Source organism: Pelagimonas varians (assembly GCF_003208435.1).
GTDB lineage: Bacteria > Pseudomonadota > Alphaproteobacteria > Rhodobacterales > Rhodobacteraceae > Pelagimonas > Pelagimonas varians.
This window is the reverse complement of record NZ_QKMF01000018.1, coordinates 82,566-108,429: the sequence shown is the minus strand read 5'-3', so window position 1 is coordinate 108,429 and position 25,864 is coordinate 82,566. Positions and strand designations below refer to the sequence as shown.

At 54.8% G+C, this 25,864-nt stretch carries 29 protein-coding genes; 9 read left to right on the top strand and 20 right to left on the bottom strand.

The annotated features are described in order from the left end of the window. Positions 1-692: 692 nt before the first annotated feature. Complete coding sequence (locus C8N36_RS19505; protein ID WP_097803424.1) at positions 693-2,204, bottom strand: class I adenylate-forming enzyme family protein; 1,512 nt, start codon at positions 2,202-2,204, stop codon at positions 693-695. Positions 2,205-2,363: 159 nt separating this feature from the next. Between C8N36_RS19505 and accB the strand changes: the two genes are divergently transcribed. From accB to aat, 4 genes are all read left to right on the top strand, one after another. Further along, positions 2,364-2,858 (top strand): acetyl-CoA carboxylase biotin carboxyl carrier protein, encoded by a 495-nt coding sequence (accB, locus tag C8N36_RS19500; protein WP_097803783.1) that lies wholly within the window; start codon positions 2,364-2,366, stop codon positions 2,856-2,858. Between the two features lie 11 nt (positions 2,859-2,869). Continuing rightward, positions 2,870-4,222, top strand: a complete 1,353-nt coding sequence (accC, locus tag C8N36_RS19495) for an acetyl-CoA carboxylase biotin carboxylase subunit (protein WP_097803425.1) — start codon at positions 2,870-2,872, stop codon at positions 4,220-4,222. A gap of 124 nt (positions 4,223-4,346) precedes the next feature. Continuing rightward, a complete protein-coding gene (locus C8N36_RS19490; protein WP_097803426.1) occupies positions 4,347-4,535 on the top strand; it encodes a hypothetical protein in 189 nt (62 codons plus the stop codon). A gap of 119 nt (positions 4,536-4,654) precedes the next feature. Next, positions 4,655-5,308: a leucyl/phenylalanyl-tRNA--protein transferase gene (gene aat / locus C8N36_RS19485; protein WP_097803427.1), complete on the top strand. Its 654-nt coding sequence runs from the start codon at positions 4,655-4,657 to the stop codon at positions 5,306-5,308. Here aat and C8N36_RS19480 read toward each other — a convergent pair. From C8N36_RS19480 to C8N36_RS19390, 18 genes are all read right to left on the bottom strand, one after another. After that, positions 5,272-5,604 (bottom strand): DUF2155 domain-containing protein, encoded by a 333-nt coding sequence (locus tag C8N36_RS19480; RefSeq protein ID WP_097803784.1) that lies wholly within the window; start codon positions 5,602-5,604, stop codon positions 5,272-5,274. The genes aat and C8N36_RS19480 overlap by 37 nt on opposite strands. Positions 5,605-5,624: 20 nt before the next feature. Beyond that, positions 5,625-6,077 (bottom strand): outer membrane lipid asymmetry maintenance protein MlaD, encoded by a 453-nt coding sequence (mlaD, locus tag C8N36_RS19475; RefSeq protein ID WP_097803428.1) that lies wholly within the window; start codon positions 6,075-6,077, stop codon positions 5,625-5,627. Continuing rightward, positions 6,074-6,457, bottom strand: a complete 384-nt coding sequence (locus tag C8N36_RS19470) for an NADH:ubiquinone oxidoreductase subunit NDUFA12 (protein WP_097803429.1) — start codon at positions 6,455-6,457, stop codon at positions 6,074-6,076. Before C8N36_RS19470 ends, mlaD begins: the two co-directional genes overlap by 4 nt. Before the next feature lie 115 nt (positions 6,458-6,572). Further along, complete coding sequence (locus C8N36_RS19465) at positions 6,573-6,938, bottom strand: RidA family protein (protein ID WP_097803430.1); 366 nt, start codon at positions 6,936-6,938, stop codon at positions 6,573-6,575. 64 nt (positions 6,939-7,002) lie between these two features. Then, a complete protein-coding gene (clpX, locus tag C8N36_RS19460; RefSeq protein WP_097803431.1) occupies positions 7,003-8,268 on the bottom strand; it encodes an ATP-dependent Clp protease ATP-binding subunit ClpX in 1,266 nt (421 codons plus the stop codon). Between the two features lie 182 nt (positions 8,269-8,450). Further along, entirely contained in the window at positions 8,451-9,080 is a 630-nt protein-coding gene (locus C8N36_RS19455) for an ATP-dependent Clp protease proteolytic subunit (protein WP_097803432.1), read from the bottom strand. 202 nt (positions 9,081-9,282) lie between these two features. Further along, positions 9,283-10,317, bottom strand: a complete 1,035-nt coding sequence (locus C8N36_RS19450; RefSeq protein ID WP_097803785.1) for a Gfo/Idh/MocA family protein — start codon at positions 10,315-10,317, stop codon at positions 9,283-9,285. Between the two features lie 136 nt (positions 10,318-10,453). Further along, positions 10,454-11,716 carry an NAD(P)/FAD-dependent oxidoreductase gene (locus C8N36_RS19445; protein ID WP_097803433.1) on the bottom strand — a complete coding sequence of 421 codons (1,263 nt, stop codon included), beginning with the start codon at positions 11,714-11,716 and terminating at the stop codon, positions 10,454-10,456. A gap of 312 nt (positions 11,717-12,028) precedes the next feature. Further along, the gene (locus C8N36_RS19435) at positions 12,029-12,739 is read right to left on the bottom strand and encodes a c-type cytochrome (RefSeq protein ID WP_097803435.1); all 711 of its coding nucleotides are present in this window, start codon (positions 12,737-12,739) and stop codon (positions 12,029-12,031) included. Further along, complete coding sequence (locus C8N36_RS19430) at positions 12,739-13,761, bottom strand: c-type cytochrome (RefSeq protein WP_097803436.1); 1,023 nt, start codon at positions 13,759-13,761, stop codon at positions 12,739-12,741. The genes C8N36_RS19435 and C8N36_RS19430 overlap by 1 nt, the downstream gene beginning before the upstream one ends. Further along, complete coding sequence (soxC, locus tag C8N36_RS19425) at positions 13,745-15,034, bottom strand: sulfite dehydrogenase (protein WP_097803786.1); 1,290 nt, start codon at positions 15,032-15,034, stop codon at positions 13,745-13,747. The genes C8N36_RS19430 and soxC overlap by 17 nt, the downstream gene beginning before the upstream one ends. 86 nt (positions 15,035-15,120) lie before the next feature. Continuing rightward, positions 15,121-16,818, bottom strand: coding sequence for a thiosulfohydrolase SoxB (soxB, locus tag C8N36_RS19420; RefSeq protein ID WP_097803437.1), 1,698 nt, complete (start codon positions 16,816-16,818; stop codon positions 15,121-15,123). 107 nt (positions 16,819-16,925) lie between these two features. Beyond that, entirely contained in the window at positions 16,926-17,783 is an 858-nt protein-coding gene (soxA, locus tag C8N36_RS19415) for a sulfur oxidation c-type cytochrome SoxA (RefSeq protein ID WP_097803438.1), read from the bottom strand. A 77-nt stretch (positions 17,784-17,860) separates the two neighbouring features. Next, positions 17,861-18,190, bottom strand: coding sequence for a thiosulfate oxidation carrier complex protein SoxZ (soxZ, locus tag C8N36_RS19410; protein WP_097803439.1), 330 nt, complete (start codon positions 18,188-18,190; stop codon positions 17,861-17,863). 19 nt (positions 18,191-18,209) lie between these two features. Continuing rightward, positions 18,210-18,629, bottom strand: a complete 420-nt coding sequence (gene soxY / locus C8N36_RS19405; protein ID WP_097803440.1) for a thiosulfate oxidation carrier protein SoxY — start codon at positions 18,627-18,629, stop codon at positions 18,210-18,212. Between the two features lie 21 nt (positions 18,630-18,650). Further along, positions 18,651-19,127 (bottom strand): sulfur oxidation c-type cytochrome SoxX, encoded by a 477-nt coding sequence (gene soxX / locus C8N36_RS19400; RefSeq protein ID WP_097803441.1) that lies wholly within the window; start codon positions 19,125-19,127, stop codon positions 18,651-18,653. Between the two features lie 172 nt (positions 19,128-19,299). Then, a complete protein-coding gene (locus C8N36_RS19395; RefSeq protein WP_097803442.1) occupies positions 19,300-19,875 on the bottom strand; it encodes a thioredoxin family protein in 576 nt (191 codons plus the stop codon). Between the two features lie 14 nt (positions 19,876-19,889). Next, positions 19,890-20,618, bottom strand: a complete 729-nt coding sequence (locus tag C8N36_RS19390; RefSeq protein WP_097803443.1) for a cytochrome c biogenesis CcdA family protein — start codon at positions 20,616-20,618, stop codon at positions 19,890-19,892. Between the two features lie 68 nt (positions 20,619-20,686). Here C8N36_RS19390 and C8N36_RS19385 point away from each other — a divergent pair, with 68 nt between their 5' ends. The 3 genes from C8N36_RS19385 (at position 20,687) to C8N36_RS19375 (ending at position 22,543) form a co-directional block, all read left to right on the top strand. Next, entirely contained in the window at positions 20,687-21,058 is a 372-nt protein-coding gene (locus C8N36_RS19385) for a thioredoxin family protein (protein ID WP_097803444.1), read from the top strand. Between the two features lie 14 nt (positions 21,059-21,072). After that, positions 21,073-21,408, top strand: coding sequence for an ArsR/SmtB family transcription factor (locus C8N36_RS19380; protein ID WP_097803445.1), 336 nt, complete (start codon positions 21,073-21,075; stop codon positions 21,406-21,408). Between the two features lie 73 nt (positions 21,409-21,481). Then, a complete protein-coding gene (locus C8N36_RS19375; RefSeq protein WP_097803446.1) occupies positions 21,482-22,543 on the top strand; it encodes a YeeE/YedE family protein in 1,062 nt (353 codons plus the stop codon). A gap of 66 nt (positions 22,544-22,609) precedes the next feature. Here the strand turns inward: C8N36_RS19375 and C8N36_RS19370 are convergent, their stop codons facing one another. Continuing rightward, a complete protein-coding gene (locus C8N36_RS19370; protein WP_097803447.1) occupies positions 22,610-23,197 on the bottom strand; it encodes a riboflavin synthase in 588 nt (195 codons plus the stop codon). Positions 23,198-23,296: 99 nt separating this feature from the next. On the opposite strand from C8N36_RS19370, the gene C8N36_RS19365 reads away from it, so the two are divergent. Together C8N36_RS19365 and C8N36_RS19360 are read left to right on the top strand one after the other, a co-directional pair. Next, positions 23,297-24,589 carry a capsule biosynthesis protein gene (locus C8N36_RS19365; RefSeq protein WP_097803448.1) on the top strand — a complete coding sequence of 431 codons (1,293 nt, stop codon included), beginning with the start codon at positions 23,297-23,299 and terminating at the stop codon, positions 24,587-24,589. A gap of 96 nt (positions 24,590-24,685) precedes the next feature. Next, positions 24,686-25,864: a polysaccharide biosynthesis/export family protein gene (locus tag C8N36_RS19360; RefSeq protein WP_097803449.1), complete on the top strand. Its 1,179-nt coding sequence runs from the start codon at positions 24,686-24,688 to the stop codon at positions 25,862-25,864.

Sequence of the window (25,864 nt, the reverse complement as noted above, 5' to 3'; positions counted from 1 at the left end):
AACGACTTTGGCGCGCTCGGCGACACATCAACCCTCGCCGATCCGTCCGTCGTCGACGACCTCGTCGAAAATCGCATGAACCGGGAGAGCTGAACTCCAAACATTTATTTGCAAAGGCGGGGGTAACCCCGCCTTTTTTATGTCTGGGTCGCAGCAAAAGATTAATCAACAGCCAAGGGAATACACTCAATTATAACGACCTAGCTGCATTTTTGGTCATCATATGCTAACCTATTTGAGGTGGGGGCGCACTGGATGGAGCACGAAAATGCAAATAGCAGGCCCTTCCCTGTGGATTGCGCCGTTGGCCACGGGTCACCCCCATGGTTTGCCCGGCGTAAAGCGCCCAGAGAAACAATCGACCAAGGTTCAACCTTTGGATCAATCTCGCAACCCCGACGCTGCCTTGGCCCGACACCAAGCCCCCGAAAACTTTTGGAAAGCAGCTAATGGTGATCCTGTTCCTGAGGAACACATCGCGCCGCCCACCATCATGCAACTGAAAATCAGTCAGATGTTGGACGAACAAGCGCAAGAAATGGAAGCGACACTGCCAATAGAGAACAGCGAAGAAGACCCGCAACAACCGGCGAAAGCGACTGAAATGCCGCAAGTTGATGATGGCAGCAAAGGCCAATCAGCCGAGTTGTCCAAACCCCCCCCTCACCCGCAACAACCAAACCGCTGCCCGCTTATGACGAGGTCGCCAGCATCTCCCGCAATGAGGTCTTGAGCACTTTACCATAGTTGTTTTTGGGTAATTCGGGAATCTGAAAATACGCCTTGGGCCGTTTGAACCGTGCGATCCGTGAAAGACAGTGAGCATCCAGCGCCGCTTCGTTAAATCCGTGCGGCGCAACAACAAATGCCACGACTTCTTCGCCCCATTCGGGATGAGGACGGCCCAAGACAGCCACTTCAGAAACGCTGTCATGCTCTTGCAGAGCTTCCTCTACCTCGCGCGGATATATGTTTGTGCCGCCTGAAATAATCATGTCGCGCGACCGGTCTTTAAGGGTGACGTATCCCTCCGCATCCATTGCGCCCATGTCGCCAGTCCACAGCCAGCCATCCACCAAAGTTTTTGCCGTTGCCTCTGGATTGTTCCAATAACCGTTCATAACAATGTCGCCGCGGACCAAAATCTCGCCCACCTCGTCCGGTGCGAGCGTGCGGCCGTCAGTGTCCGCGATCCGCACCTCAACGACGGATTGAGCCCGGCCCACAGATCCCAAACGTTCACGCCATCGAGGATGGCTGCGATCCGAAACATCATCACGTGGCAAGACGGTGATTCCCATCGGACATTCGCCCTGCCCGTAGATTTGCGCAAATACAGGGCCGAAATGATCGACAGCCTCAATGATGTCCGCACTATACATCGGCCCGCCGGCGTAGATAATTGTCCGCAGCCCTTCTCCGTTTCGCCCAGCGGCTTTTGCATAGCGGGTCAAACGCTGAACCATCGTCGGGGCCATAAACATCTGCGCATTTCCGAAATGCTCGGCCAGATCAAGAACCTCTGCCTCATCAAAACCGCCTGACGGCGGGAAAACATGCCGCGCTCCGGCCCGCATGTGCATCATGTTATAGATGCCAGCCCCGTGGCTGATCGGAGCGGAATACAAGGTGGCATCATTGGCCCCGACAAGATCACAATCGCTTTGATAGCAATCGCTCATGGTCATCAACATACGGTGGGTCATCTGCACCCCCTTAGGGCGGCCCGTCGTGCCTGAGGTGTAGAATAACCATGCAAGATCATCCGGTTCGCGATGTGTGACCGCGTCCAAAGCAGGAGTATCCATCAAAGTTTGCCAAGCCGCCCCGCCTGTTTCAATCACAACTACAGAGCAGGTGCCGGACAGAGTTTCTGCCAAATCAGGTGTCGCAAAACACAGCTTGGCCCCAGCATTTTCGATGATCCAAGCAGCTTCTTTGGGGTGCAGTTTCACGTTTATCGGAACAATCGCGGCACCGGTATACCAAGTGGCATATTCAGCAATCAGATAGTCCGGCACGTTTTTCATAAACAGCGCAACGCGGTCACCGGGCAACACACCGTGCCCGAGCAAACCGTTCGCAACCTGCGCAGCGGCCGTATGCAAGTCGGCATAACTACTCAAGAGCTGCTCCCCCAGATACAAAGCAGGGGAATCAGGGGTGATTTGGGCCCGACGAGCCAACCAGTGCGCAATATTCATTCCATTCCCCTCGCTAATTCTTTCCGATTAAGACCTTGCAGCAAAAGGAATGCAATCCCATGTCAGCTTTGCTTTTCACCGCCGAAGGCTTGGCCTATAAGCGGGCAACCGACGTTGCGGAATACTTCGCTTCGTCATTCGGGAATGGGCGAGGAACGCATGAGTAAAAAGAACCACGACTCGGATGTAGCTTTTATCAAGGCTTTGGCAGAGCTTTTGCAGGAAAACGACCTGACCGAACTAGAGGTCATGCGTGAATACGGCGAAGATGACAGCCTGAATGTACGTGTCAGCCGCCAAAAGCATATCACAATGGCCGCAGCTGCGCCTGCTTTGGCCGCCCCGGCAGCAGCACCTGCCGCTGCACCGGTTGCAGCCGCACCGGTTGCTGTCGAAATGCCCGAAGATCCCGCCAGCCATCCCGGCGCGGTGACGTCGCCAATGGTTGGAACAGTCTATATGCAGGCTGAACCCGGAACGCCTGCCTTCATCTCGGTCGGCACCCAAGTCAGCGAAGGCGATACATTGTTGATCGTCGAAGCCATGAAAACCATGAACCACATCCCTGCCCCGCGTGCAGGTACTGTTAAGCGCATTATGGTCGACGATGGTGCCGCAGTGGAATTTGGTGCTCCTTTGATCATCCTTGAATAAGGACGGACCGAATGTTTGATAAAATCCTGATCGCCAATCGCGGCGAAATCGCGTTGCGCGTTGTACGTGCCTGCCGCGAAATGGGCATCCGGTCGGTTGCGGTGCATTCCACCGCAGACGCCGATGCGATGCATGTCCGAATGGCGGACGAAAGCATCTGCGTTGGCCCTGCATCCAGCACCGACAGCTATCTGTCTATTCCGTCGATTATTGCCGCCTGCGAAGTCACCGGAGCACAGGCGATTCATCCCGGCTACGGCTTTTTGTCGGAAAATGCGCGCTTTGTTCAGATCGTCGAAGACCACGATCTGAAATTCATCGGCCCAACCGCAAAACACATCAGCATGATGGGCGACAAGATTACTGCCAAAGACACGATGAAAGAGCTTGGTGTGCCCTGCGTGCCCGGTTCAGACGGCGGCGTTCCTGATTTGGAGGCCGCTCTGAAGATCGGCGAAGAGTTCGGCTATCCGGTGATCGTCAAGGCGACCGCTGGCGGCGGTGGCCGCGGCATGAAAGTCGCCAATAGCGCTGAAGAAATGAAATCAGCGTTTCCGACAGCCCGCGCCGAAGGCAAGTCAAACTTCGGGAATGACGAAGTCTACATCGAAAAGTACCTCACCACACCACGCCACATCGAGATTCAGGTTTTTGGCGACGGCAAAGGCAAGGCTGTGCATCTGGGTGAACGCGACTGTTCGTTGCAGCGCCGGCACCAAAAGGTTTTTGAAGAGGCCCCAGGCCCCAGCATCACCCCTGAAGAACGTGCCAAGATCGGCAAAACCTGTGCTGATGCCGTTGCGCGGATCGGGTACGCTGGTGCGGGCACCATCGAATTCCTCTATGAGAATGGCGAGTTCTATTTCATCGAGATGAACACGCGTTTGCAGGTAGAGCATCCGGTGACCGAAGGCATCTTTGGTGTGGATCTGGTGCGCGAACAAATTCGCGTTGCTGCTGGCCTGCCGCTTTCGTTTTCGCAAGAGGACCTAGAGATCAATGGTCATGCCATTGAGGTGCGGATCAACGCCGAACGTCTGCCGAATTTTGTTCCCTGCCCCGGCAAAATCACCCAATACCACGCCCCCGGCGGCCTTGGTGTTCGGGTCGATTCAGCGCTGTATGACGGGTATAAAATCCCACCCTATTACGACAGTTTGATCGGAAAACTGATCGTCCACGGACGTGACCGGACCGAAGCCTTGGCCCGACTGAACCGCGCGCTGGGTGAATTGATCGTAGACGGTGTTGAAACCACGGTGCCGCTATTTCACGCTTTGCTGCAAGAAAAAGACATCCACACCGGGGAGTACAACATCCACTGGTTGGAGAAATGGTTAGAGGCTGGTGGTCTTGACCGCTGACTAAAGCAAGACAAGCAGCCGGGGTTTCGCCCGGCTGTTTTTTTGTTCCGCGCGTGTTGGTATAGAGGCCTGCGGCGTTTCAGACCACGCAGGGCCGCATTGCGCCTACATTCAGGAATTCGAAATGAAACGATTAATCGCTCTGTCTTCCGCCACCGCAGTTTGCCTGTCACTGGCTACCCCTTTGCAAGCTCAGGAAGCCGCAGCTTCATCATCAGCGGCTGGATCATCTGCGGTAATTGGTGGGAAAACCTTGTTGATCCTGGTGGTCATCGGGGTTGGTGCCATCATCGCTGGAGCAAACTCCAACTAAGCGGAGGGTACATATCAGTGCTCGGTCGGTTGCATGCCGATGTGGTATAATCCGCCGACTTGAACATATCCTTTCATTCTGATTAGCTTGTCTAACACCTTGCCACAAATGGCGTTTTTATGTCTGCCATCTCTTCTCATGACGTAACTGCCGACCTGCTCTTGCAGGCCTATTGTTCTGGCATCTTTCCAATGGCGGAACATAAGGACGACCCGGAACTATTCTGGGTCGATCCGCGCAAGCGTGGCATACTTCCGCTGGACGGGTTCCACATCTCGCGCTCCTTGGCGAAACGGCTACGACAACAGAACTATCGCATCACCTTGAATTCAGCTTTTGAGGACGTTCTGGCTGGTTGTGCCGATAGAACAGAGACCTGGATCAGTCAGAAAATCCACACTCTGTATTGCGAGTTGCACGCCATGGGCGCTGCACATTCGATCGAAGTCTGGATGGATGACACCTTGGTTGGCGGTGTCTACGGCGTGACTGTCGGGCGCGCGTTTTGTGGAGAGTCGATGTTTTCGACCCGCACGGACGCCTCAAAAATTGCCTTGGCTTGGTTGGTGAATTTATTGAATCGCTGTGGCTTCGTCCTATTCGACACTCAATTTCTCACCCCGCATTTGGCCAGTTTAGGTGGAGTGGAAATTACCAGAAACTCTTACCATCAAAGACTGGCGCAGGCTTTACAGGGGAGGTCGGATATATTGTCCGTACCACTTGCAAGCAGTGGTCAGGACGTCGTGCAGCGCATCACCCAAACATCGTAACGTGCGTGATCCAATGGGTTTAGCGCCGGAGAAGATGCCACCATCCAGCCGCGGAACACCGGTTCGGGTACTCCCGCCTCGCGGATCGTCAAAAAGGCATAGGCATCTCCCGACGGGTTGCCCTTCGGATAACGACATTCGTTGAGCGTGATTTCGATCAGCCCCATTGCCTGCGTGGCACCGTTTGCAATGGTAAAGTCCGAAACCTTGGCATTCAGCTTGTCCAACGCGCGTAGAACAGCTCCGCCGCCAGAGTTCACGGCCTCTTGCGCGGCAAGCGGTGCAGCCAAAAGCATCAACAAACATGCTAGCGTTTTCACTCGCTGCCCCCATCCCCGCCGACGTATTTCAAAAGCAATGTCAGCAGACTAACGGAGCCTTGCGTGTCGAGGATTTCATCCCCAGCCGAGAAATAGAAAGGAGATCCACCGGGAGAAATTTCAACATAATTTCCGCCCAGTAACCCTTCTGAGGCAATAATGATTGCGCTGTCATCCGGAATTTCAATACCGTTGTTGATGGCAACCACAGTATCCGCGCGGTAGGTTTCGGTGTTCAATTCAATGCCCGAAACAGTGCCAACTTTGACTCCGGCCAAACGAACATCAGTCCCAACATTCACCCCTTCGAGTGAGCGAAACGAGGCGCGCAAGTCGTATCCCGACTCGTTTAAGGTCAGGCCAGTGCTTTGCACAGCATAAAGGCCAAATGCCAAAGCGGCGGCCAATACGCCGCCGCCCATTACCACTTCGGTTGCCGAATGGCTCATTCCGGGCTCCATGCCTCATAGTCACTACGATCAGCCGGCGCAGCCGCCCGAAGCGAGCCAGAAGGTGCATAGGCCAAAGCCGAGCCTGTGACGTTCTCTTGGTGCGGCTTTTCCCATGCTTTGTGAGACAATTCCTTGTCGCCGGGACGGTCATCAAACGTATGGTGCAACCAGCCATGCCAATCGGGACTCACACGGGATGCTTCGACTTCACCGTTGAACATCACCCAACGCTTTTTGGCATCATGGGATTGATAGTAGACATTACCTTGCTCATCTTCGCCGACTTTAACGCCGTTGCGGCGCGTATAAAGTACGGTTGTCAGCGTTCCACCGTTCCACCAGGTGACAACGCGAAGAATTTTGCTGAGAATGCTCATGGGCGACTCCTGTCTCTCTTAGCGTTGTTATGGCCGGAACCTTCGGCAAGGTCCAGTGGTCGGCCTGCCGCAGGGCTGTTTTGGGTGCCTCTGGACACGAATTTTCGCCGAAAATTCACCGCGATTGCGGAGCCAATGCCGTAACCTCAATCTCAATCCGATATTTGGGATCGATGAGGCCGCATTCAATCATGGTTGCCGCTGGTGGGTTTGCGCCAAAGGTGTTCGACAACAAATCAAAACACGCCGCAAATTCATGCCTGTCCGGTAGAAAATAGGAAACCCGAACAACGTCCTTGAAACTCGATCCGGCTTCATTCAGCGCTTTTTCAATCACCCCCAGTGCGTTTCGACATTGCTCAACTACGGTTTCGCCCTGCCCAACGGTCCCCGCGACATGCACAAAGCCCCCTGCGACGACGGCACGGCAATACCCGACTTTGGCTTCAAACTCACCACCACTGGAAATACGTTTTATCACGGCTCTCTCTTATGAAAAAGGCGGGGAAAACCCCGCCCTGCTTTCGAATTGGCCTTGGCTGCGTTTAGCTCGCAGATGCCTCTTCTTTTTCTTTATCGGCATGAACCATCAAAGGTTGCGCGTCCGAATTCACAGATTCGTCATTCACAACAATCTCGGTTACATCGTCTTTGCCCGGAAGTTCAAACATTGTATCGAGCAAGATCCCCTCAAGGATCGACCGCAATCCACGCGCACCGGTCTTACGCTCAATCGCCTTTTTCGCGATCGAAGACAGTGCTTCGTCGGTAAAGCTGAGCTCGGTATCTTCCATTTCGAACAAGCGTTGATACTGTTTGACCAAAGCGTTCTTTGGCTGGGTCAAGATAGTGACAAGCGCATCTTCATCCAAATCTTCAAGCGTTGCAACAACCGGCAAACGACCCACAAATTCCGGGATCAGTCCAAACTTCAGAAGATCTTCTGGCTCGAGGTCTTGGAAAATCTCTCCAACGCCGCGATCGTCATTGCCGCGCACATCTGCACCGAAGCCCATGGCAGACCCTTTGCCGCGCTGTGCAATAATCCGGTCAAGACCAGCAAAAGCACCGCCGCAAATGAACAAAATGTTCGTTGTGTCCACTTGCAAGAACTCTTGCTGAGGATGCTTGCGCCCACCCTGCGGAGGAACAGACGCGACGGTCCCTTCCATCAGCTTCAGCAAGGCCTGCTGTACCCCTTCGCCCGACACGTCACGCGTGATAGACGGGTTTTCCGATTTACGAGTGATCTTATCAACTTCGTCGATATAGACGATGCCGCGCTGCGCCCGTTCGACATTATACTCAGACGCCTGCAACAGTTTGAGAATGATGTTTTCAACATCCTCGCCCACATAACCGGCTTCGGTCAGCGTCGTGGCATCTGCCATGGTGAACGGGACATCCAGAATGCGTGCAAGAGTTTGCGCAAGCAACGTCTTACCACAGCCCGTGGGGCCAATCAGCAAGATATTGGATTTCGCCAATTCTATATCAGAGCTTTTCTGCGCGTGGTTCAAGCGTTTGTAGTGGTTGTGCACAGCCACGGACAAAACGCGTTTCGCCTTGGCCTGACCAATCACATAATCGTCCAGAACATTGCAGATTTCCAATGGCGTCGGCACCCCTTCAGAGGATTTCAAGCCGGCACCTTTGGTTTCTTCACGGATGATGTCCATGCACAGTTCGACGCATTCATCGCAGATGAACACTGTGGGTCCCGCAATCAGTTTGCGCACCTCATGCTGGCTCTTGCCGCAAAAACTGCAGTAGAGGGTGTTCTTGCTATCACCACCTGAATTCGTCGCCATTTTGCACCTTTCCCGGTCATCGTCCCGGTTTATTCACTTTGCGTGGCAGCCCTATGCCAGCACCCCGACATCGCACCGGTCGCCAAGTTCCCGCCAGCTTAGGACAGGCACCCGGCCGCGACAATCGGAAAATCACCCCGGCGCGCCGCCATTGAAGCGGGCGCCGAAATCTTCGTCAGTCTTTACTCTTCGTCGCCTTCTTTGGCGCGGGAAGATACGATTTCATCGATCAAACCCCATTCTTTTGCCTCTTCTGGAGACATAAAGTTATCCCGCTCAAGACCGCTTTCAACTTCGGCGTATGTACGACCGGTGTGCTGAACATAGATTTCATTCAAACGCTTTTTCAGTTTCAGCGTTTCTTCGGCATGGATCATGATGTCAGTCGCTTGACCTTGATACCCACCGGACGGCTGGTGAACCATGACGCGGCTGTTTGGCAGCGAGAAACGCATGTCTTTTTCGCCTGCCGTCAACAAGAGCGAACCCATGGACGCAGCTTGACCAATCACCAAAGTCGATACTTTGGGACGGATGTATTGCATGGTGTCGTAGATCGACAACCCGGATGTCACAACACCGCCGGGAGAGTTGATGTACATGCTGATTTCTTTGGACGGATTTTCCGCTTCGAGGTGCAGCAACTGCGCCACAATCAGCGATGACATGCCATCATGGACAGGACCATTCAGGAAGATAATCCGTTCTTTCAAAAGGCGCGAGAAAATATCATACGCCCGTTCGCCCCGACTGGTCTGTTCGACAACCATTGGAACGAGGGTGTTCATATATACGTCTAATGGATCTTTCATCACGGTCCCGCCTGCTAAATCTCTGGATACTGCCTAAAGCCTAGGTATTGAGAGAGTCTTAGTGCTGGCCTTGGGGGGCTGCAAGGGCATGGGGGGATAAAAGCGGCTCAACTGATGCTTGCACCAAGATTTGGACCAATCCGACGCCCAATCGTTTATGGACTGTTAACGGATCGCTAAATTCCAGACCTGATGACACTTTTTATTGCGCAGGAATCTTGACCTGGCGCGCTTCTCTGGATGAAACTTCGATCGCTTCAATCAACTGATGCACTGACAAAGCTTCCCGGCCGGTAACCATGGGCGCGGTGCCGTTTTGAATTGAATTCAGAAAATCTTCGATAACGCCTTGGTGCCAGACAAATTTGTGGATCGGTTGCACGGCTTCAAAATCGTCGCTTTCCCGGCCCCCGTCCCGCCAGTCCAGATCAAGACGTTCTTTGTCCAACCGCAGCGATCCATGCTCAAAATGTAACGTGATCACCTCAAGCCCATGCGGGTAAGTGGCGGTATTGGCAACCAAGGACCCAACCGCCCCACAGGCAAAACGCAGGCCGGCTACGGCAAAGTCTTCGGCCTCCATCTGGTGCAGTGGGCTGGTCGCAGTCATCGCCTGCACCGAGGTCACAGGCCCCGTTAAACTCAGCGCCAAATCGAGCGTATGAATCGCCTGGGTGATCAAGACACCGCCCCCGTCACGCGCATAAGTCCCGCGCCCTAGCTCATCATAATAGGATTGGTCGCGCCACAGCGGCACAGCAATATCGACATGCCCAAGCGCCCCAAGCCTCCCGCCTGCAACATAGCCCGCTGCCGCAATGGAGGGTGCGCGCATCCGGTGTTGGAACAGTATCCCAAGTGTCACGCCAGCTTGTTCGCAAATCTCCACAACAGTTTCGGCTTCTGCCACCGTCCGTGCAATGGGTTTTTCGAGCAAAACATGCTTGCCAGCTTTGGCCAGCGCCGAAATCAGATCGATCCGCACACTTGGCGGTGTCGCGACAATCACAACCTGAATCTTCGGGTTTTCAGTCACCTTGGACAAATCCGAAGTGAATTCAGGCGCAGGGCCGGAATAGAACTCCGCCAGATGCCCTGCCTTGGAAGGTCTACGCGAAACGACAACCTCCAAACGGGCATGACCGATCGCTGACAAAGCTCGTATATGCGATTCGGCGATCATTCCGGCACCGATCAAGGCAACCCCGACCGGTTCATGGTTTGAGTGTGCGGACATGCGTGATCTCTCTTTGGCCATCGACGAGTTGTAGAACAAATCCTTACAAATTACGCAAGCCCGCACCCTTAGCGCAAACAAAAAGGGGCACCCGATTGCGCCCCTTTTTTCAAATTTTACCAAATGCTGGTTCGGATCAGCCGAACATGTCCGCTGTGATGCCTGCATACCAGCCAACACTTTCCTCATAGGTGCGTTTGCGTTGCTCCGCATCTTCGCCGGTTGCGGAAATGAACCCGTCGACCTTTGCGATTTTTTCATCGGTTGCCCGATAGGACGCGCCTACTTTGACGCCGTCATCCGTGTCGATCAAAGACCAGCAGGTGTTGGAAAACTTAGCCGGAAACACCTTGGATCCGGTCAGCGCGCCGCGCACGGCCATTGCTGCAACCTTGGCTTGGCTGTTCGCGGAAAAGCCTGATTTAGGCATATCGCCCTGAGCAGATGCATCGCCCAAAACGTGGATGTTTTCATCCAATCGGCTTTGCATGGTGTGACCGATGACCGGTGCCCAGTTGCCATCTGTGATTCCCGCGGATTCACAAATCAAACCGGCTTTTTGGGCCGGAATAACATTGCAAACGTCGGCTTTGACAACTTCGCCATCAATGTCGACTTCCATCGTATCAGGATTGACCGAAACGTTTTCACCGCCGAAGTCAGGGCCAATGCGTTCGACCATGCCTGCATAGTGTTTGGCCCACCCTTCTTCAAACAAAGCTTGCTTCGAGAAGTTCGGCTTAGGATCAGCTATGATAATTTTAGCGGTCGGATTGTTGGCCTTTAGGTAATGCGCCACCATCGAAATCCGCTCATATGGTCCGGGAGGGCAACGGAACGGATTGGGAGGCGCGACCATGACATAAGTGCCGCCTTCGGACATCGCCATGATCTGACGTTTCAGCAATTCGCTTTGCGTACCCGCCTTATAGGCATGAGGCATTTTGCCTTGGGCCGCCGTTGACCAGCCGGGAACGGCACCCTCCACAAAATCAATGCCCGGGCTGATGATCAAACGGTCATAGGGCACCTTGCCACCACCAGCCAACGAAACTGTTTTGGCATCACGATCCACTCCGGTAGCCCAATCATGAACCACGTTGATCCCGTATTCTGCCGCCAGTGTGCCATAGGTATGACCGATCGAGCTCAGCTCGCGAAAGCCGCCGATATATAGATTGGAAAAGAAGCAGGTATAATAAGTCCGCGTCGGTTCGATAAGCGTTACGTCAATCTCGCCTTTGCTGTCTTTGGCGATATAGCGTGCAGCGGTTGCGCCGCCTGCCCCGCCACCGACCACCACAACACGTGGTCTGGCTTGAGCGCGTACCATTGGGGCGGCCAATGCGGCTGATGCGGCCACGGAACTGCCAATAAAGGCCCGTCTATTCAAAGTCATTGCTGTCTCCTCCTTGTTTGTAGAACTCATGCAAACGGCATGAAAAAACCCGCAGCCAAAAGGCTACGGGGTGAATACACTGCGAAAATAGGGACGATTCAGAGAGGCAATAGCCCGAAGGCAGCCGCCAAAGATAGAACCGTTCCCAAGGCAATAATGCGAGCGGGAAACGACATTTACAAAATCTCCGATCAAAAACGCCGCGGTAACACTCACGGCAAACATACTGGATAAAAAGGCTGTAATCTCAGCCTGTAACACCAGTGTGATGCTTTTGATATTCGGACACAATTGCGGAATACCGGACCCTCCCTACTCGATCTCGGCAAAATAGCTGGCAAGGGCCGCTATTTCTTCGTCACTTAGATGGCCTGCCATCATCTGCATCACTGGATGTGGACGCAGCTTTTGTTTGTAGGCGTGCATCGCAATGACGAAATCTTCTTCGTACCAATGCGCAATACCAGGGATGCCGTCATCCGCCCCGTCAGGTTGGTGGCACGTCAGGCATTCCGACGCCAGATACGCCCCGTATTCAGGATCGCCCACAAGGGCCAGTGTTTCGGCCGTCAGTTCAACATCATAGGCCAAAGCGGTTGGCTGGGATTCCGGAATGTCCTGCGGGCTGGCGGAAAACGTCCGCAAATAGGCTAGAATATCATGACGATCCTGCGCCTTTTTGACACCTCGAAAATCCATGTTGGTGTCAGACACCAAAGATTTTGGGTTCTGAATGTAAACATCCAGACGCTCAAACGTCCAATCCATCCCATCCGAGTTGGCCCGAGCCAACCCTTTGGAATAGGTGAAGTCTTCCATACTGCCTGCCCGCCGCCCAAACAGATCATTCAGGCTTGGGCCAGTGTCATGTTTGGCACCTTCACCAACTTGGTGGCAGGCAACACACGCGCGGTACAAACGCTCTCCGCGTTCAATATCCCCCAAGGCTTCAGCCGCCTCTTCGGCCTGCGCGGCCCCCAAAGGGGCCAGCGCGAGAGAGAGAATATAAGCCAACCGGCGCATTACTGCGAAACCGATTTGAGATATTCAATCATCGCAAGGATGTCTTCGTCCTTCTTTAGACCCGCAAAGGACATTTTCGTGCCCTTCATCATCTTGCGCGGGCTTGTCAAGAAAGTGGTCAGGGTCGCTTCATCCCAAACACCGCCGTAGCCAGCCATTACTTTGGAATACTTGAACCCTTCGGACGCTGCGATATCGGCACCAAAGACACCATTCAGAACCGGACCGGTCTTGCGCTTGGCATTGTCACCAACCTGATGGCACGATTTGCACTTTTTGAAGACCTTTTCACCTTGGGCAACCAGTTCGGCATCAAGGGCGGCCACGACTGGTTCCGGCTCTGGGGCGGGTTCGGCTGCTGCTTCTTCAACAACATCGTCGACAACCGCTTCTGCGCCCTCTTCTTCCGGCGTGACATCCAGTACAGACGCCCGCATGGTGATTTCCACGCTCTCCTTGCAGTTTTCCATGCAAGGTTCCGCCCGCCACTGGCTGTATTCGGTTTCTGCCCGATCATCGGTAATGAAACCACCCGCATTGGGCATTTCCACATCCAAGAATGTCTCGTTGGACAGCTCGAATTCCTCATCCACCAAATCGTTGGAATAGAGGATATAGGCGACGATGGCATAGACATCATCCGGCTCAAGTGTCTGGGCACTGCCGAACGGCATAGACCGGTTGATATAGTCGAATGACGTCGACAAATATGGCCAATAGCTGCCCACCGTTTTCAACGGATCCTCATCCGCCAAGGTTCCGTCGCCGCCTGCAAGTTTGGGCCAGTTATCAACGCCTTCGGCGAAATCACCGTGGCAGATAGCACAGTTGTCGGCAAAGATTTCTTCACCGTCCAGCGCATTGCCTGACCCAACAGGAAGGCCGGTGCCGTCAGGGCTGACGTCTTTGTCCCATGCCGCAATTTCTTCGGGCATAGCTGTGCGGCCTAGACCGTGTTTTTCTGCCAATGCGGGGGTGGCTAGAACCAGCGCTGCTGCTGTTAGTTTAAGAAACTTCGACATTTTCGGCCTCCCCATCGGCTTTCACCCACCAGGTCTGGATACAATTGTTGTGATAGATCGAGTTCAGCCCGCGCACTTCGCGCAGCTGGGTTTTGGTTGGTTGCACATAACCGGTCTCGTCGATGGCACGGCTTTGGAGGAACATTTCCTCACCATTCCATTCTGTATCGAGATAGAAACGCGTCAGGGCTTTGTCCTCGCCCTCTTTGCCGAGTCGGGCGGTTTCCCATGTTTTGCCGCCGTCCTTAGAGACATCCACGCGGGTGATCTTGCCATGGCCGGACCATGCAAGGCCAGTGATGACTAGCGGGCCATGACCGTGTTTGATTGGCGCTTGCGGACTGGGTGATGTGACGATGGATTTCGCATCCATGACCCATGTCCATTTGCGCGCCGTGCCGTCCTCAAGAACGTCGGTGTATTTCGAGGTTTCTTCGCGGCTTTCGACCGGGCCGTCCATGACCTCGATACGGCGGATCCATTTGACCCACATGTTGCCTTCCCAACCCGGAACAACCAGACGCACGGGATAGCCATGCTCCATCCGCAGTGCTTCGCCATTGGCTTTGAACGCAATGAGGCAATCATCAAGCGCTTTTTCCATCGGAATCGAGCGGCCATTTGAAGACGCATCCGCGCCCTCGACGTAGACCCATTTGTCTTTCAGATCGCCCGCAGCGTCCAAACCGGCTTCTTCCAGCAAGGTGCGAAGGGTCACGCCGGAATATTCCATGTTGTGGATCATGCCATGGGTGAACTGCGCGCCGTTCAGCTGTGCGCCCGCCCATTCCATACCGGTGTTCGCGGCGCATTCCAGAAAATAAGTGTGGTTCTGGCGCGGGAAACGCTCAAGATCTTCGTAACTGAAGACCAAAGGCGTATCGACCAAACCGTTGATCATCAGACGATAATCTTCTTTCTTCAGCTCAATCGCGCCCGAATGATGCCGTTCAAAGGCGCAGCCCTGCGGGGTGATTGTCCCGTCCAGTGCGTGGATGGGCGTAAAGTTGATCGAGCTGATAGTATCAGCGGTCAGCCATTCGACATTGCGGCGGATCACGTCACCTTCGAACTGGATTGGCACGCCATAGGGGGACGCGTCAACGCCATCCCCAAGGCCCGAGGCCCAGTCTTGCACTTCGGTAATCAGCGGGTCGGGGGTGGCTGCACTGGCGCTGCCTGCAACGGCGCTTATCCCGGCTCCGGCCCCAAGCGCCGCGGCGCTTGTCAGGAACTGGCGACGTGAGGGACCCTGATTGGGTTGATCTGCCATGGTGGTCTCCTTTCGGATCATCGAATTCATCTATGTGAATGGTTTCTCTAAAAAAAATCGAAACCGATAGCCGCGAGGGCGGGCGCTTATGCGCCCACCACCGTGACTGAATTGTTTGGCTCAAGGGTGACGGTGCCCAGCTTGCGAATGTGATCTTCGACCACGTCCCAAATCTGCGGCCCTTCCGTGCCTTCGTTAACCGAGGCCCAGCCCGCAACGACATAGTTCTTGGACGCATCAATGGCTTCGCCGGTTTTCAGCAAAGTCATTTCGGAAATGCGTTCGCCCTGCGGCTTGGTCACATCGCAGCGATAGGCCATGCCACCAATGCGCACCATATCCCCCCCCTGCTGATAGTAGGGATCGGGGTTAAAGATGTTGTCGGCCACGTCCTCAAGGATAACCTTGATAAACTCACCGGTCATTTCAGAACGGTAGGCTTCGCCATAGCTCATGGAAGTCACATTGAAGATGTCCTCGCGGGTGATGTCATCACCGGGCAACAGGCTTGGGCCCCAACGGACACCGGGCGACATCGCAATGTCGGCATCGCGTTCGTCAATCAACGCGTTGCAAATCAGATCATCCCATGAGCCGTTAAAGTTACCACGTCGGTACAAAGTCGACTCGGTTTGCCCGATCACTTCGCTCAGCTGGTCTTGGTAGGGCGCGCGCTGTTCGTCGATGACTTTGGTCATGACGGGATCAGGCGTAATCACATCCGAGAAAATCGGGATTAGCTTGTGACGGAAACCCATCATGCGGCCATCGCGAATGTCCAGGTCCACGCGGGATACGAATTTACCGTTAGAGCCGGAGGCCACGATAATCGTCTCACCAACCAGAACCGGTTCGGGCAGCGCATCATGTGTATGCCCCGACAAAATCACGTCGATGCCGGTGACCTTTGTCGCCATTTGCTTGTCGACGTCAAAACCGTTGTGGCTAAGGCAAACAACGCATTCCGCCCCCATGCTACGCACTTCGTCCACCATGGCTTGCATGTTCTCGTCCCGGATACCGAACGAATATTCGGGGAACATCCAACGCGGGTTGGCGATGGGCATATAGGGAAAGGCCTGACCGATAACGGCAACTTTGACACCGCCACGCTCAAAGAACTTATATGGCTTGAACAACTCTGCGGGTTCATCCCATTCGGAATCAAAAATGTTTTGACCAAGCGCGGCAAAGGGCAGCCCTTCGACGATCTCGTTCACCCGCTCGCTGCCCAATGTGAACTCCCAGTGGAATGTCATCGCGTCCGGTTTGAGCACATTCATGGAATTGACCATGTCCTGCCCTTCGGTTTTCAAGCAGGTGTAAGAACCATGCCATGTATCGCCGCCATCCAGCAAAATCGCGTCGGGTCGATCGGCGCGGATTGCATTCACAACGGTCGAAACGCGGTCAAGCCCGCCGACTTTGCCGTACCCTTTGGCAAGCGCCTCGAAATCACCGGCACTGAGGGCGTAGTGCGATGGCGAACCGTCTTCGATACCGTATGCTTTGCGGAAATCCGCACCCGTCAGATGCGGCACGACCCCTTTGTTGCCGCCGACCCCGATGTTGACTGAAGGTTCACGGAAATAAATCGGCTTCAGCTGCGCATGAATATCAGTGATATGAATCAACGATACATTGCCAAAGGTGTCGAACTGCAACAGCTGGTCTTGCGTCAGGGTTTGCTGGGCGGCGGCGCGGGCCCAAGTGCCGTAGCCAGATGCGCCCATCATGGCAGTGGCAGCCATGGAAACCTGCAAGAAATCGCGACGTGAGATCATGGGGGGTACTCTCTATCTCAGGATGTTACCGCAAACTTATTCATAAATGTGAATAAGTTCAGGGAAAGAAAAACCCGCACCGGTAAACCGATGCGGGGTCTTAGATTTTAGTTACGGACTGACGGACCTTCGACCGCAAGACCATTGCCGCGCGAGGCGACATAAAGCTCAAGCGCGATGAACTCGGCAGAACCGGGGCTGTAGGTTTCTGCACGGGTATCACGTACGCAGCCCTTAAAGCGTGAATGCACGCCGTTCAGCTTTGCGTTCTTCAGACGATAAGCCGGAAAGCCGTTGGTCTGGCCTTGGCTCAGGTGGTCTGCGCGAATGTAGTTGCCGTAGTTGTCTTCGTGGCAATTGGCGCAGCTGAGTTCCAGCTGACCTGTGCGCGTATAGTAGAGCTCTTTGCCCTTCGCCCAAGTATCTGCCGCGCCGCCATCAATGGCCACGTTCATTGGCATACCGCGCGACTGAACCGAAATCATGGCTTCCATGTCGACGGCTGTGCCGGCGTCATATTTCCATGCTTCCGCGCCCATCTGGTTCACCCGGCAGTCGTTCACCTGCATTTGCAGTGTCCGGACTTCGCCAGCGGCTTCGTTCCATTTGGGGTAAGTTGCGCGCACGCCTGCCATGCTGTCTGCCGGATCGTCGTGGCAGTCTGCGCAGGCTTTGCCTTCAGTCCCTTCGGCGGCATTCCATGTGTCCATGGCCTTGTCGACAAAGATCATGCCCGGATTGTCAAAATCGTCGAGCTGAAGTTGCTGCGTTTCATCAGAACGGAAATGCCAGCCCGAGATTACCTCGTCTAGCGCGCCGTCCAAATGCGCCGCCGCAGCGGCTTTGGTTGTCATGTCAGTGTCGCCGTTGATGACCATGTTGTCATCGTCTGCGCCGCCTGCCATGGCCAGAGGTGCCGATAGGCCTGCCACAAGGGCTATAGCCGTCAGTGCCTTGAAATTCATATACTTTCCCTCCCGTTGATCCCATCCCCCAGATACATTCTCATGCGTTCGCTATCCGGGGGATGAGGGGCCAGCGTTTAGCCGATGGCGATTTTCTTGGTCGTATCATAGACGTCACCGTCATCATCGTACCAAGTGAATTTGAATTCACCGGCCTCGGGGACCAAGGATTCAAATTCAATATATGGGTTGGTCGAGATGGCCGCTTCGAGCGTCACATCGATCACGTTCTGACCATTGAAATCGCAAGTAAAGCGATTGATGATCGAGCGTGGAATAATATTGCCGTCGCCGTCTTTGCGCTGACCAGATTCCATTTTGTGTGAAATCAAGGTCTTGATGGTGATTGCATCACCAGCAGCAGCTTTTTTCGGGACTTTGACGCGGGGTTTAACACCGGATGCCATTGTTCAGATCTCCTATTGCTTAGCCGCCGCAGCCGCCAATGGTGACCTTTACGGTCTTTGACGCACGGGCAAATGTTCCGTCGGCCATTTTGGCAACAGCGACAACATCCTGAGTGCCTGCAAGGCGGATACGGGTCGAGGCCGACTGGCTTGCTGCCAAGGGGCCAAAGTTGAATGTTCCAACTGGCGGCGTCGGGTTGCCGGTGGCCAGAACCATAATCGAAGCCGCGCCAGGTGCGGACACCGCGATAGGCACAGTGTTGCCGTTTTCAGCGATCTCGGGTGCGGTCAATTCGATCCCGGTATCTGCGATCTCGGCTCCGCCTGTGAACGCGGCAATCAGATCGTCCGACGCGGATGCGCTTGCGCGCAGCGGCAGGACGGTCATCAGCGCAGCACCGGCACCCATGGCCAGTGTTTCGCGACGTGTAAATTCCATCGTCTGTCTCCTTAGTTTAGGTCAGCTGTCCTTGAGCGTGAGCAAGAAAGCGACCACATCTTCGATATCTTGTGCCGACAAAAGCGGCGCCAACTCTTCGGTCGGGGCCTTACCTGTGTAGGCGTTGCCCGGACGGATATAGCCGGTCGTTTTGTAGAATGACGGCATCAGCGATTCTTCAAAGGTCATCTTGGCGTCTGCCACGATACCGCGAATTTCCGCTTCGCTCCGAACGTCTCCGATGCCATCAAGCATTGGGCCAACTTCACCATGGAATGGCGCATCGTTCAGCGCTGTCACGGCGTGGCACGAAATGCAGTTGCCGCGGCCTTTCGAAGACATGATGATCGCGCCTTCGGCTGCATCCCCGGCTTTGCCGGTAAGTGACATTTCGACTGCGCCGTCTTCTCCATAAGCCACATCGGCCGGAAGCACGGTTTCGGCTGCGGACATTCCCGCGGCCAGCACCAGTGCTGCTGTGATTATTGTAAGCCTCATGTTCCCTCCCTGGGCTTGCAGACCTTACGGCCTTGCTCGCTGCCCCATCGCGCTGGGGCCCTCGTTCGCGTTGCTATCCGCGTCTTGGCTGTTGCATACCGTAGGGCACTGACCCTTCGCAACGCAACAACAAATTCGTAAATGTGAATTTCTTATTTTTTTGCTTGCGCTATCAGTCCGCACTGCCATTATCGCGTTCTTGGATCATGCGGGCATGATAACGTTGAAAGTCTTCCCCGTTTTCAAGCGCATAGCGCTTTTCAGCGACCCAAGTAAACATGTCCAAAGTGGTCCCCTTACCAAATGCGCCAGGCATCACCGCGACAGCAGCCGAAATGGCATCTTTGCCCTCAGAAACATCTTCTGGAAGGAAAACGATATTGGGTGTGAACATGACTCGCCACTTGCGGGCCATGTCTTTTTCGCTCAGCGATTCCCCGTCAAAGTCGGTCACTTCGACGTCGCCATACAAGTTCATTTGCACTACAAAAAAGTTCTCTTCGATGTAGCCGGCAACCCCGGCGTCCGAGAAAACTTCCTCGTGCATTTTTCGACAATAGATGCAGCCGCGCTGCTCAAAAAACAGCACCAAACGCTTGCCTTCAGCGTTGGCCTCATCCAGATCTTCGCGCAGATCCATGAAAGTGTCACGCATCCATGGCTGCTTGTGCAACCCGTCATCACCGACTTCTGCAAGCGCAGGAATGGCCATCAGCGCGGCAACCGCGCCCAATATCCAGTGTCTCATTTCAACTCCCCCTCTTAGACCCAACTTGGGAATATCTTTAACATAAATCCGGCGATTACGCTTACCGTATCGGTCGCAATCAAGATCGCAAACAGAATCAGCATAACCCCCATAGCCTTTTCAACATGGACCATTTTGGATCGGTGTTTTTGCAGCCAGCGCAGAAACGGCTGGGCAAAAATCGCGGCCACAACAAAGGGCGCAGTCATCCCAATTCCAAAGAAGGCCAGCAAAAGCGCCCCGTGCCACAACTCCCCCATGCCGGACGCAATGGCGAGAATGGTGGCCAAGATCGGGCCAACGCAGGCCGTCCAGCCAAAACCGAACGCAAGTCCCATGACATAAGCACCAAAGACGGTGGATGGATCAGCTTTGCTCTCCATCCGCGCCTCTCGGTACAAAAATCCAATTCTAATGATTCCCAGAAAATGCAAGCCAAACAAAAAGATAATCGCCGCAGCAACGTAGGAAAGCGTGTCTTTCCAATCCGCAAACGCCTGCCCAAGCGCCGTCGCGCCCAGACCAAGCAACATGAAGATCGTCGTGACCCCAAGGGCAAACATCGCCGCCGACAAGATCAATCGCCGCTGGGCACCCGGTGCGATCCCGCCTTCGTCGCGCAGCTCTGTCATCGACAGCCCCGCCATGTAGGACAGGTAAAATGGGACCATCGGCAGAATGCATGGCGTAAAGAATGCACCCAGCCCGGCCAGCAAAGCCCCGGCATATGTGATGTCAAACATGGGTGCTCCTTGAACTATTCACATATTCAGATTATGTTGTCCGAAAGCAAATGGTCAATCGGTGTTCCATGTTAAAACGAATTTCTATGGCGGCGCTGTTGGTCGCAGGCTTAACCGGTTCGGCACTTGCTGACCCCCGGTTGATCATGGTCGAGCAACCCGGGTGTGCCTATTGCGCAGCTTGGAATGACGAAATTGCACCGGCCTACCCAAACACGGCCGAGGGGAAGTTTGCCCCATTGATGCGGGCCGACCTGCGTGCCGGCCCGCCTGAGGGCATCGAGTATGCGAGACGAGTAAACTTTACCCCAACGTTTATTCTGGTAGAGAACAACACAGAAATAGCGCGCATTGAAGGCTATCCCGGAGAGGATTTCTTTTGGCCGATCTTTGCGAAGCTGCTAACAGACAAAAGCGCCTTTGAACCGGCGAGCAACTGAGGTTGATTTGACCCATGGCCCTTCCTGTACTGTCCGACGACCTAAGCGACGACGAACTGGATAGCATCGTTGACAAAGCGACCACTGCGTCTGCCTTTTTGAAGGCGATCAGCCATGAGGGTCGCTTGATGATCCTGTGTCATCTGGTGTCAGGTGAAAAGTCGGTCACAGAACTGGAAGAACTTTTGTCAGCGCGGCAAGCCGCCGTATCCCAGCAGCTGTCCCGCTTGCGTCTGGAGGGATTGGTTATCCCACGCCGCGAAGGCAAAGCAATCTTTTACCGGCTTGCAGATGACAAACCGCGCAAGATGCTGGAGTGCGTGTACGAATTGTTTTGCGCCGACGATTAATTCAAGGTCAGCTGCGCGACCTTGAATATTGAGTTTGGACACAGCTTGGCGATGGTCGGAGGAGGACCTAAGCATGCGCGATGTCATGACAGATTACCAATTGGTGGCTTTGATCGGGCTGGCAGGTGGCGTGTTGCTGGGACTGGCGGCGCGGCTGGGCCGTTTTTGCACGCTTGGGGCTATTGAAGACGCTCTATATGGCGGCTCGACAGTTCGAATGCGCATGTGGGGCGTTGCCATCGGGTTTGCAATTTTGGGCAGCTTTGGCTTGATGTCCCTTGGTTTTATGGATGCAGCCACAAGCAACTATCTTTCGATCCGCTGGATGCCTGTGGCGTCCGTGGTCGGCGGCCTGATCTTTGGGTACGGTATGGCGCTGTCCGGCAATTGCGGTTACGGCGCAATCGCCCGTCTTGGAGGCGGTGATCTGCGCAGTTTTGTGATTGTCTTGGTGATGGGGGTTTCTACCTACGTGGTCTTATCCGGTCCACTAGCCCCGCTTCGCAACACCTTTTTCACCCAGATTGACGTCACAAGTACTGAGATCCCGCCCGGAATTGCACATCACCTTAGTGCCATCACGGGTTTGTCGGTCCATTTGATTGGCATGGCGATTGGCACGTTGATCTTGGCAGGCTCTTTGATGTCACGTGATCTATTGGCCAAGCCGCATCAGGTGATCTGGGGCATCGTGGTCGGGATGGCCATTGTCTCTGGCTGGGCCGGGACCGCGTGGGTGGCAGGCAGCGGGTTTGAGCCGCTTCCAGTCGTCTCTCACAGCTTTGCCGCGCCGATGGGCGAAAGCATCTTGTGGTTTATGACCGGATCTGTGCGCCCTTTGTCTTTTGCCGTTGGATCGGTTGCAGGGATTTGGATCGGGGCCTTTGTCGGCTCAATGATCAAGGGTCATTTCAGGTGGGAAGCCTGCGAAGATCCACGTGAATTACGTCGCCAAATCTTTGGCGCAGCGCTGATGGGTCTTGGGGCCGTATTGGCCTTGGGATGCTCTGTTGGTCAAGGCCTGTCCGCTTTTTCCGTTCTGGCATTGTCGGCCCCAGTCACCTTTGCGGCGATCTTTGCCGGAGCCGCTATTGGCTTGCGGCAACTCATTGTTGGCTTCCAGCCCGCCGAATGAAGCGGGCCGGAGACGATTTTTCGCCGAAAAATCGATCAGCGCATTTCTAGAAACAATCGCCAGAAATCAGGACAATTCATTCAGTCGCGCGACGTAGCGGGCCAGCGTATCAATCTCAAGGTTCACCTTGTCACCCACTGCCGCCCGTCCCCAAGTTGTCACATCCTTGGTATGTGAAATCAGGTTGATACCAAACGAAGCTCCGTCCACTTCATTCACCGTCAGCGATGTGCCGTTCAGCGCCACCGATCCTTTTGGCGCAATAAAGCGCGCCAACGCCTCTGGCACCTCAAAGGTTATACGCGTGCTGTCACCTTCGTCTGTAACGGCAGTGATCAACGCCACACCGTCAACATGGCCCGACACAATATGCCCGCCCAGCTCGTCCCCGACTTTCAAAGCGCGCTCAAGGTTGATCGTGCGCCCCTCAGCCCAACTTCCGAGATTTGTTTTGGACACGGTTTCCGCGCTGATTTCCATATCAAACCAGTTCTCCCCCAGCGCGACAACGGTCAGGCACACACCGTCGCAGGCGATAGAGGCCCCGATGTCGATCCCAGCGGTATCGTATGAGGTTTCGATCCGAGCGCGCAGATCCCCGCGCTGCTCGAGCTGGGCAATACGGCCTTGATCTGTGATAATGCCGGTGAACATGTCGCGTCCTTTCCCCTCGGCTGGTGGCGCAATAAGGCCTTATTTTTGCCGAGTTCAGCGGTTAACAGTATGGTTGAGACAAGGACATAAAACGCCGACATGAGCAACGCAACCAACCAAAAACGGGTCTTTTTGTTCCTACAGGGGCCGCACGGACCTTTCTTTCACCGCTTGGGCAAAATGCTGCGCAAGACCGGCGCCGAGGTTTGGCGCGTTGGTTTCAATGCCGGTGATCGGGCCTTTTGGTTCCATTCTGCCAGTTACATCCCCTTTCGCGGCACCCCGGAAGATTGGCCCGCGACCTTCGAGGCGCTTGTCGAAGATAAACAAGCCACTGACATCGTACTCTATGGCGACGTGCGGGCCATCCACGCCCATGCAGTCGCCGAAGCCGAAGCCCGCGGATTGCGTATTCATGTCTTTGAAGAAGGTTATATGCGCCCGTATTGGGTGACCTATGAACGCGGCGGCTCTAACGGACATTCGTGCCTGATGCAAACCAGTGTCGCTGAAATGCAGGCTGCGCTGGCGCTTTCGGACATGGAGGCCCCCCTCCCCCCCGGACACTGGGGGGACATGCGCCAACACATGTTCTACGGAGCCCTTTACCATTGGTTTGTAATGTTCCGAAACGGCGACTATCGCAATTTTAAGCCCCACCGCTCCCTCACCGTTGTCCAAGAATTTGCCCTTTACGTCAAACGCTTGCTGTTGATGCCAGTCACTTGGATTGACAGAATGATGTCCACGCTGCGCATTCGCTGGGGTGGATTTCCGTATCACTTGGCCCTGTTGCAACTTGAGCATGACAGCAGTTTCCAAAAACACTCCCCCTTTGCCACTATGCCAGAGTTCCTGTCGGTTGTTGTGCAGGGGTTCGCCAAAGGCGCGCCCGGTCACCACCACTTGGTATTCAAGGCACATCCGCTTGAGGATGGCCGCGTAAACATGCGCCGAACTGTACGAGATCTGGCCCGAAAACATGGCGTTAGCGACCGCGTGCATTACGTTCGGGGTGGCAAGCTTGCGCAGCTTCTCAATGACGCGCGCTCTGCCGTCACAGTCAATTCCACCGCTGGGCAACAGGTGCTTTGGCGCGGCATCCCGCTCAAGGTGTTTGGCGATGCTGTGTATGCAAAGCCGGAATTTGTATCCGAACAACCGCTAGATGAATTCTTTGCAATGCCGTCGCGGCCGGACAACAAGGCCTACAAAGATTACCGGCGCTATCTGCTTGAAACTTCGCAACTACCCGGTGGCTTTTATTCGGCGGGCGGGCGCCGCCAACTGCTGCGCCAAGTGGTTGATATGATGCTTTCTGCGGATGATCCTTATGACGCCCTCAAACGCGGCACCGCGGCTCCTCGGCAACAGTTGCGTCTGGTGCACTGACCGGCACAACCCCAAGTACTGGCTTTTCTTATTCAAAGCCGGTACGTTGTAACAAAAAAGACTGAGGCAGAATAATAAGGTCGAGGAGACCGAGCAGTGAAACACTCCACTACCAGGTGGGCGCGTATTGTCGCCCTTCTGGCCGCGGTGTCGATTGTGGCATCTTGCGGCCTTCTTCCCCGTTTGGGCCCAAACAAACGTGAAATATACGCTGGTTCGGTACAACGCGAAGGCGACGCCTTTATCGTTTCTATCAACGACCGCGTCACCCGCACGACCGCCGTCGTACCCGCATTGGGCTTTTCCGAAGAGTTCAAGAACGCAGGTTCGCTCGGGTCTGACACGATCAGAGCCGGGGATACCTTGGGTCTCACGGTGTGGGAAAACGTTGATGATCCGCTTCTGGGTGCCGGTGCAGGTACTGCAGGCGGCAGCGGCGGCCCTGCTACCTTGGAAGAAGTTCAGGTTGACGGATCCGGTTTTATCTTCATTCCTTATGCTGGCCGCATCAAAGCAGCAGGCAATACGCCCGAAGGAATTCGCCAGATCATTACCGCAAAGCTCGAAGATCAAACACCCGACCCACAAGTTCAGGTCCGGCGAATTGCTGGTGACGGATCTACCGTTAGCCTGATCGGATCAGTGGGCGGACAGGGTGTCTATGCAATTGAACGTCCAACCCGCACTCTGACTGCAATGCTGGCCCGCGCGGGCGGCATCACAATTGTCCCGGAAATTGCACAAGTCACGGTGTTGCGCGGCGATCAAACCGGCAAAATCTGGTTTCAAGACCTGTACAAGCACCCCGAGGTTGACATCGCTCTGCGCGGTGGAGATCGCATTCTGGTCGAAGAAGATACCCGCGCCTTTACCGCTTTGGGCGCAACCGGCAGCCAAGCACGCATCACCTTTGAATCGCAAAGTCTAAGCGCTGTTGAGGCCATTGCCCAAGTGGGCGGCCTCCTCTCTATTGGTGCCGATCCAACCGGTGTCTTTGTCTTCCGAAACGAACCCGCAGAAATCGCAAATCAGGTTCTGGGCCGCACAGATCTGCAAGGTGCCCAGCGTATGGTCTACGTGTTGAACCTGACGGAGCCGAACGGATTGTTTATGGCCCGTGACTTTGTCATTCGTGACCAAGACACGCTCTATGTAACCGAAGCCCCCTTCACGCAGTGGAACAAGCTGATCGCAGCCTTCACCGGTTCACTAGGGGCCGTGGGCACGTTGACCAGCACAACAGACGGGCTTTTGGGCCTCGCGTCTGGTGGGTAA

What these genes read in the sequence shown, in the direction of transcription:
- C8N36_RS19370 (WP_097803447.1), bottom strand. Translation starts at nt 23,197, where the DNA reads ATGTTCACCGGCATTATCACAGATCAAGGCCGTATTGCCCAGCTCGAG.
- C8N36_RS19395 (WP_097803442.1), bottom strand. Translation starts at nt 19,875, where the DNA reads ATGAGACACTGGATATTGGGCGCGGTTGCCGCGCTGATGGCCATTCCT.
- C8N36_RS19435 (WP_097803435.1), bottom strand. Translation starts at nt 12,739, where the DNA reads ATGCGCCGGTTGGCTTATATTCTCTCTCTCGCGCTGGCCCCTTTGGGG.
- soxY (WP_097803440.1), bottom strand. Translation starts at nt 18,629, where the DNA reads ATGGAATTTACACGTCGCGAAACACTGGCCATGGGTGCCGGTGCTGCG.
- soxC (WP_097803786.1), bottom strand. Translation starts at nt 15,034, where the DNA reads ATGGCAGATCAACCCAATCAGGGTCCCTCACGTCGCCAGTTCCTGACA.
- soxB (WP_097803437.1), bottom strand. Translation starts at nt 16,818, where the DNA reads ATGATCTCACGTCGCGATTTCTTGCAGGTTTCCATGGCTGCCACTGCC.
- C8N36_RS19445 (WP_097803433.1), bottom strand. Translation starts at nt 11,716, where the DNA reads ATGACTTTGAATAGACGGGCCTTTATTGGCAGTTCCGTGGCCGCATCA.
- soxX (WP_097803441.1), bottom strand. Translation starts at nt 19,127, where the DNA reads ATGAGGCTTACAATAATCACAGCAGCACTGGTGCTGGCCGCGGGAATG.
- C8N36_RS19365 (WP_097803448.1), top strand. Translation starts at nt 23,297, where the DNA reads ATGAGCAACGCAACCAACCAAAAACGGGTCTTTTTGTTCCTACAGGGG.
- C8N36_RS19490 (WP_097803426.1), top strand. Translation starts at nt 4,347, where the DNA reads ATGAAACGATTAATCGCTCTGTCTTCCGCCACCGCAGTTTGCCTGTCA.
- C8N36_RS19380 (WP_097803445.1), top strand. Translation starts at nt 21,073, where the DNA reads ATGGCCCTTCCTGTACTGTCCGACGACCTAAGCGACGACGAACTGGAT.
- mlaD (WP_097803428.1), bottom strand. Translation starts at nt 6,077, where the DNA reads ATGAGCCATTCGGCAACCGAAGTGGTAATGGGCGGCGGCGTATTGGCC.
- clpX (WP_097803431.1), bottom strand. Translation starts at nt 8,268, where the DNA reads ATGGCGACGAATTCAGGTGGTGATAGCAAGAACACCCTCTACTGCAGT.
- C8N36_RS19480 (WP_097803784.1), bottom strand. Translation starts at nt 5,604, where the DNA reads ATGCTTTTGGCTGCACCGCTTGCCGCGCAAGAGGCCGTGAACTCTGGC.
- soxA (WP_097803438.1), bottom strand. Translation starts at nt 17,783, where the DNA reads ATGAATTTCAAGGCACTGACGGCTATAGCCCTTGTGGCAGGCCTATCG.
- C8N36_RS19390 (WP_097803443.1), bottom strand. Translation starts at nt 20,618, where the DNA reads ATGTTTGACATCACATATGCCGGGGCTTTGCTGGCCGGGCTGGGTGCA.
- accC (WP_097803425.1), top strand. Translation starts at nt 2,870, where the DNA reads ATGTTTGATAAAATCCTGATCGCCAATCGCGGCGAAATCGCGTTGCGC.
- C8N36_RS19430 (WP_097803436.1), bottom strand. Translation starts at nt 13,761, where the DNA reads ATGTCGAAGTTTCTTAAACTAACAGCAGCAGCGCTGGTTCTAGCCACC.
- accB (WP_097803783.1), top strand. Translation starts at nt 2,364, where the DNA reads ATGAGTAAAAAGAACCACGACTCGGATGTAGCTTTTATCAAGGCTTTG.
- C8N36_RS19450 (WP_097803785.1), bottom strand. Translation starts at nt 10,317, where the DNA reads ATGTCCGCACACTCAAACCATGAACCGGTCGGGGTTGCCTTGATCGGT.
- C8N36_RS19385 (WP_097803444.1), top strand. Translation starts at nt 20,687, where the DNA reads ATGTTAAAACGAATTTCTATGGCGGCGCTGTTGGTCGCAGGCTTAACC.
- C8N36_RS19455 (WP_097803432.1), bottom strand. Translation starts at nt 9,080, where the DNA reads ATGAAAGATCCATTAGACGTATATATGAACACCCTCGTTCCAATGGTT.
- C8N36_RS19505 (WP_097803424.1), bottom strand. Translation starts at nt 2,204, where the DNA reads ATGAATATTGCGCACTGGTTGGCTCGTCGGGCCCAAATCACCCCTGAT.
- aat (WP_097803427.1), top strand. Translation starts at nt 4,655, where the DNA reads ATGTCTGCCATCTCTTCTCATGACGTAACTGCCGACCTGCTCTTGCAG.
- C8N36_RS19470 (WP_097803429.1), bottom strand. Translation starts at nt 6,457, where the DNA reads ATGAGCATTCTCAGCAAAATTCTTCGCGTTGTCACCTGGTGGAACGGT.
- soxZ (WP_097803439.1), bottom strand. Translation starts at nt 18,190, where the DNA reads ATGGCATCCGGTGTTAAACCCCGCGTCAAAGTCCCGAAAAAAGCTGCT.
- C8N36_RS19375 (WP_097803446.1), top strand. Translation starts at nt 21,482, where the DNA reads ATGCGCGATGTCATGACAGATTACCAATTGGTGGCTTTGATCGGGCTG.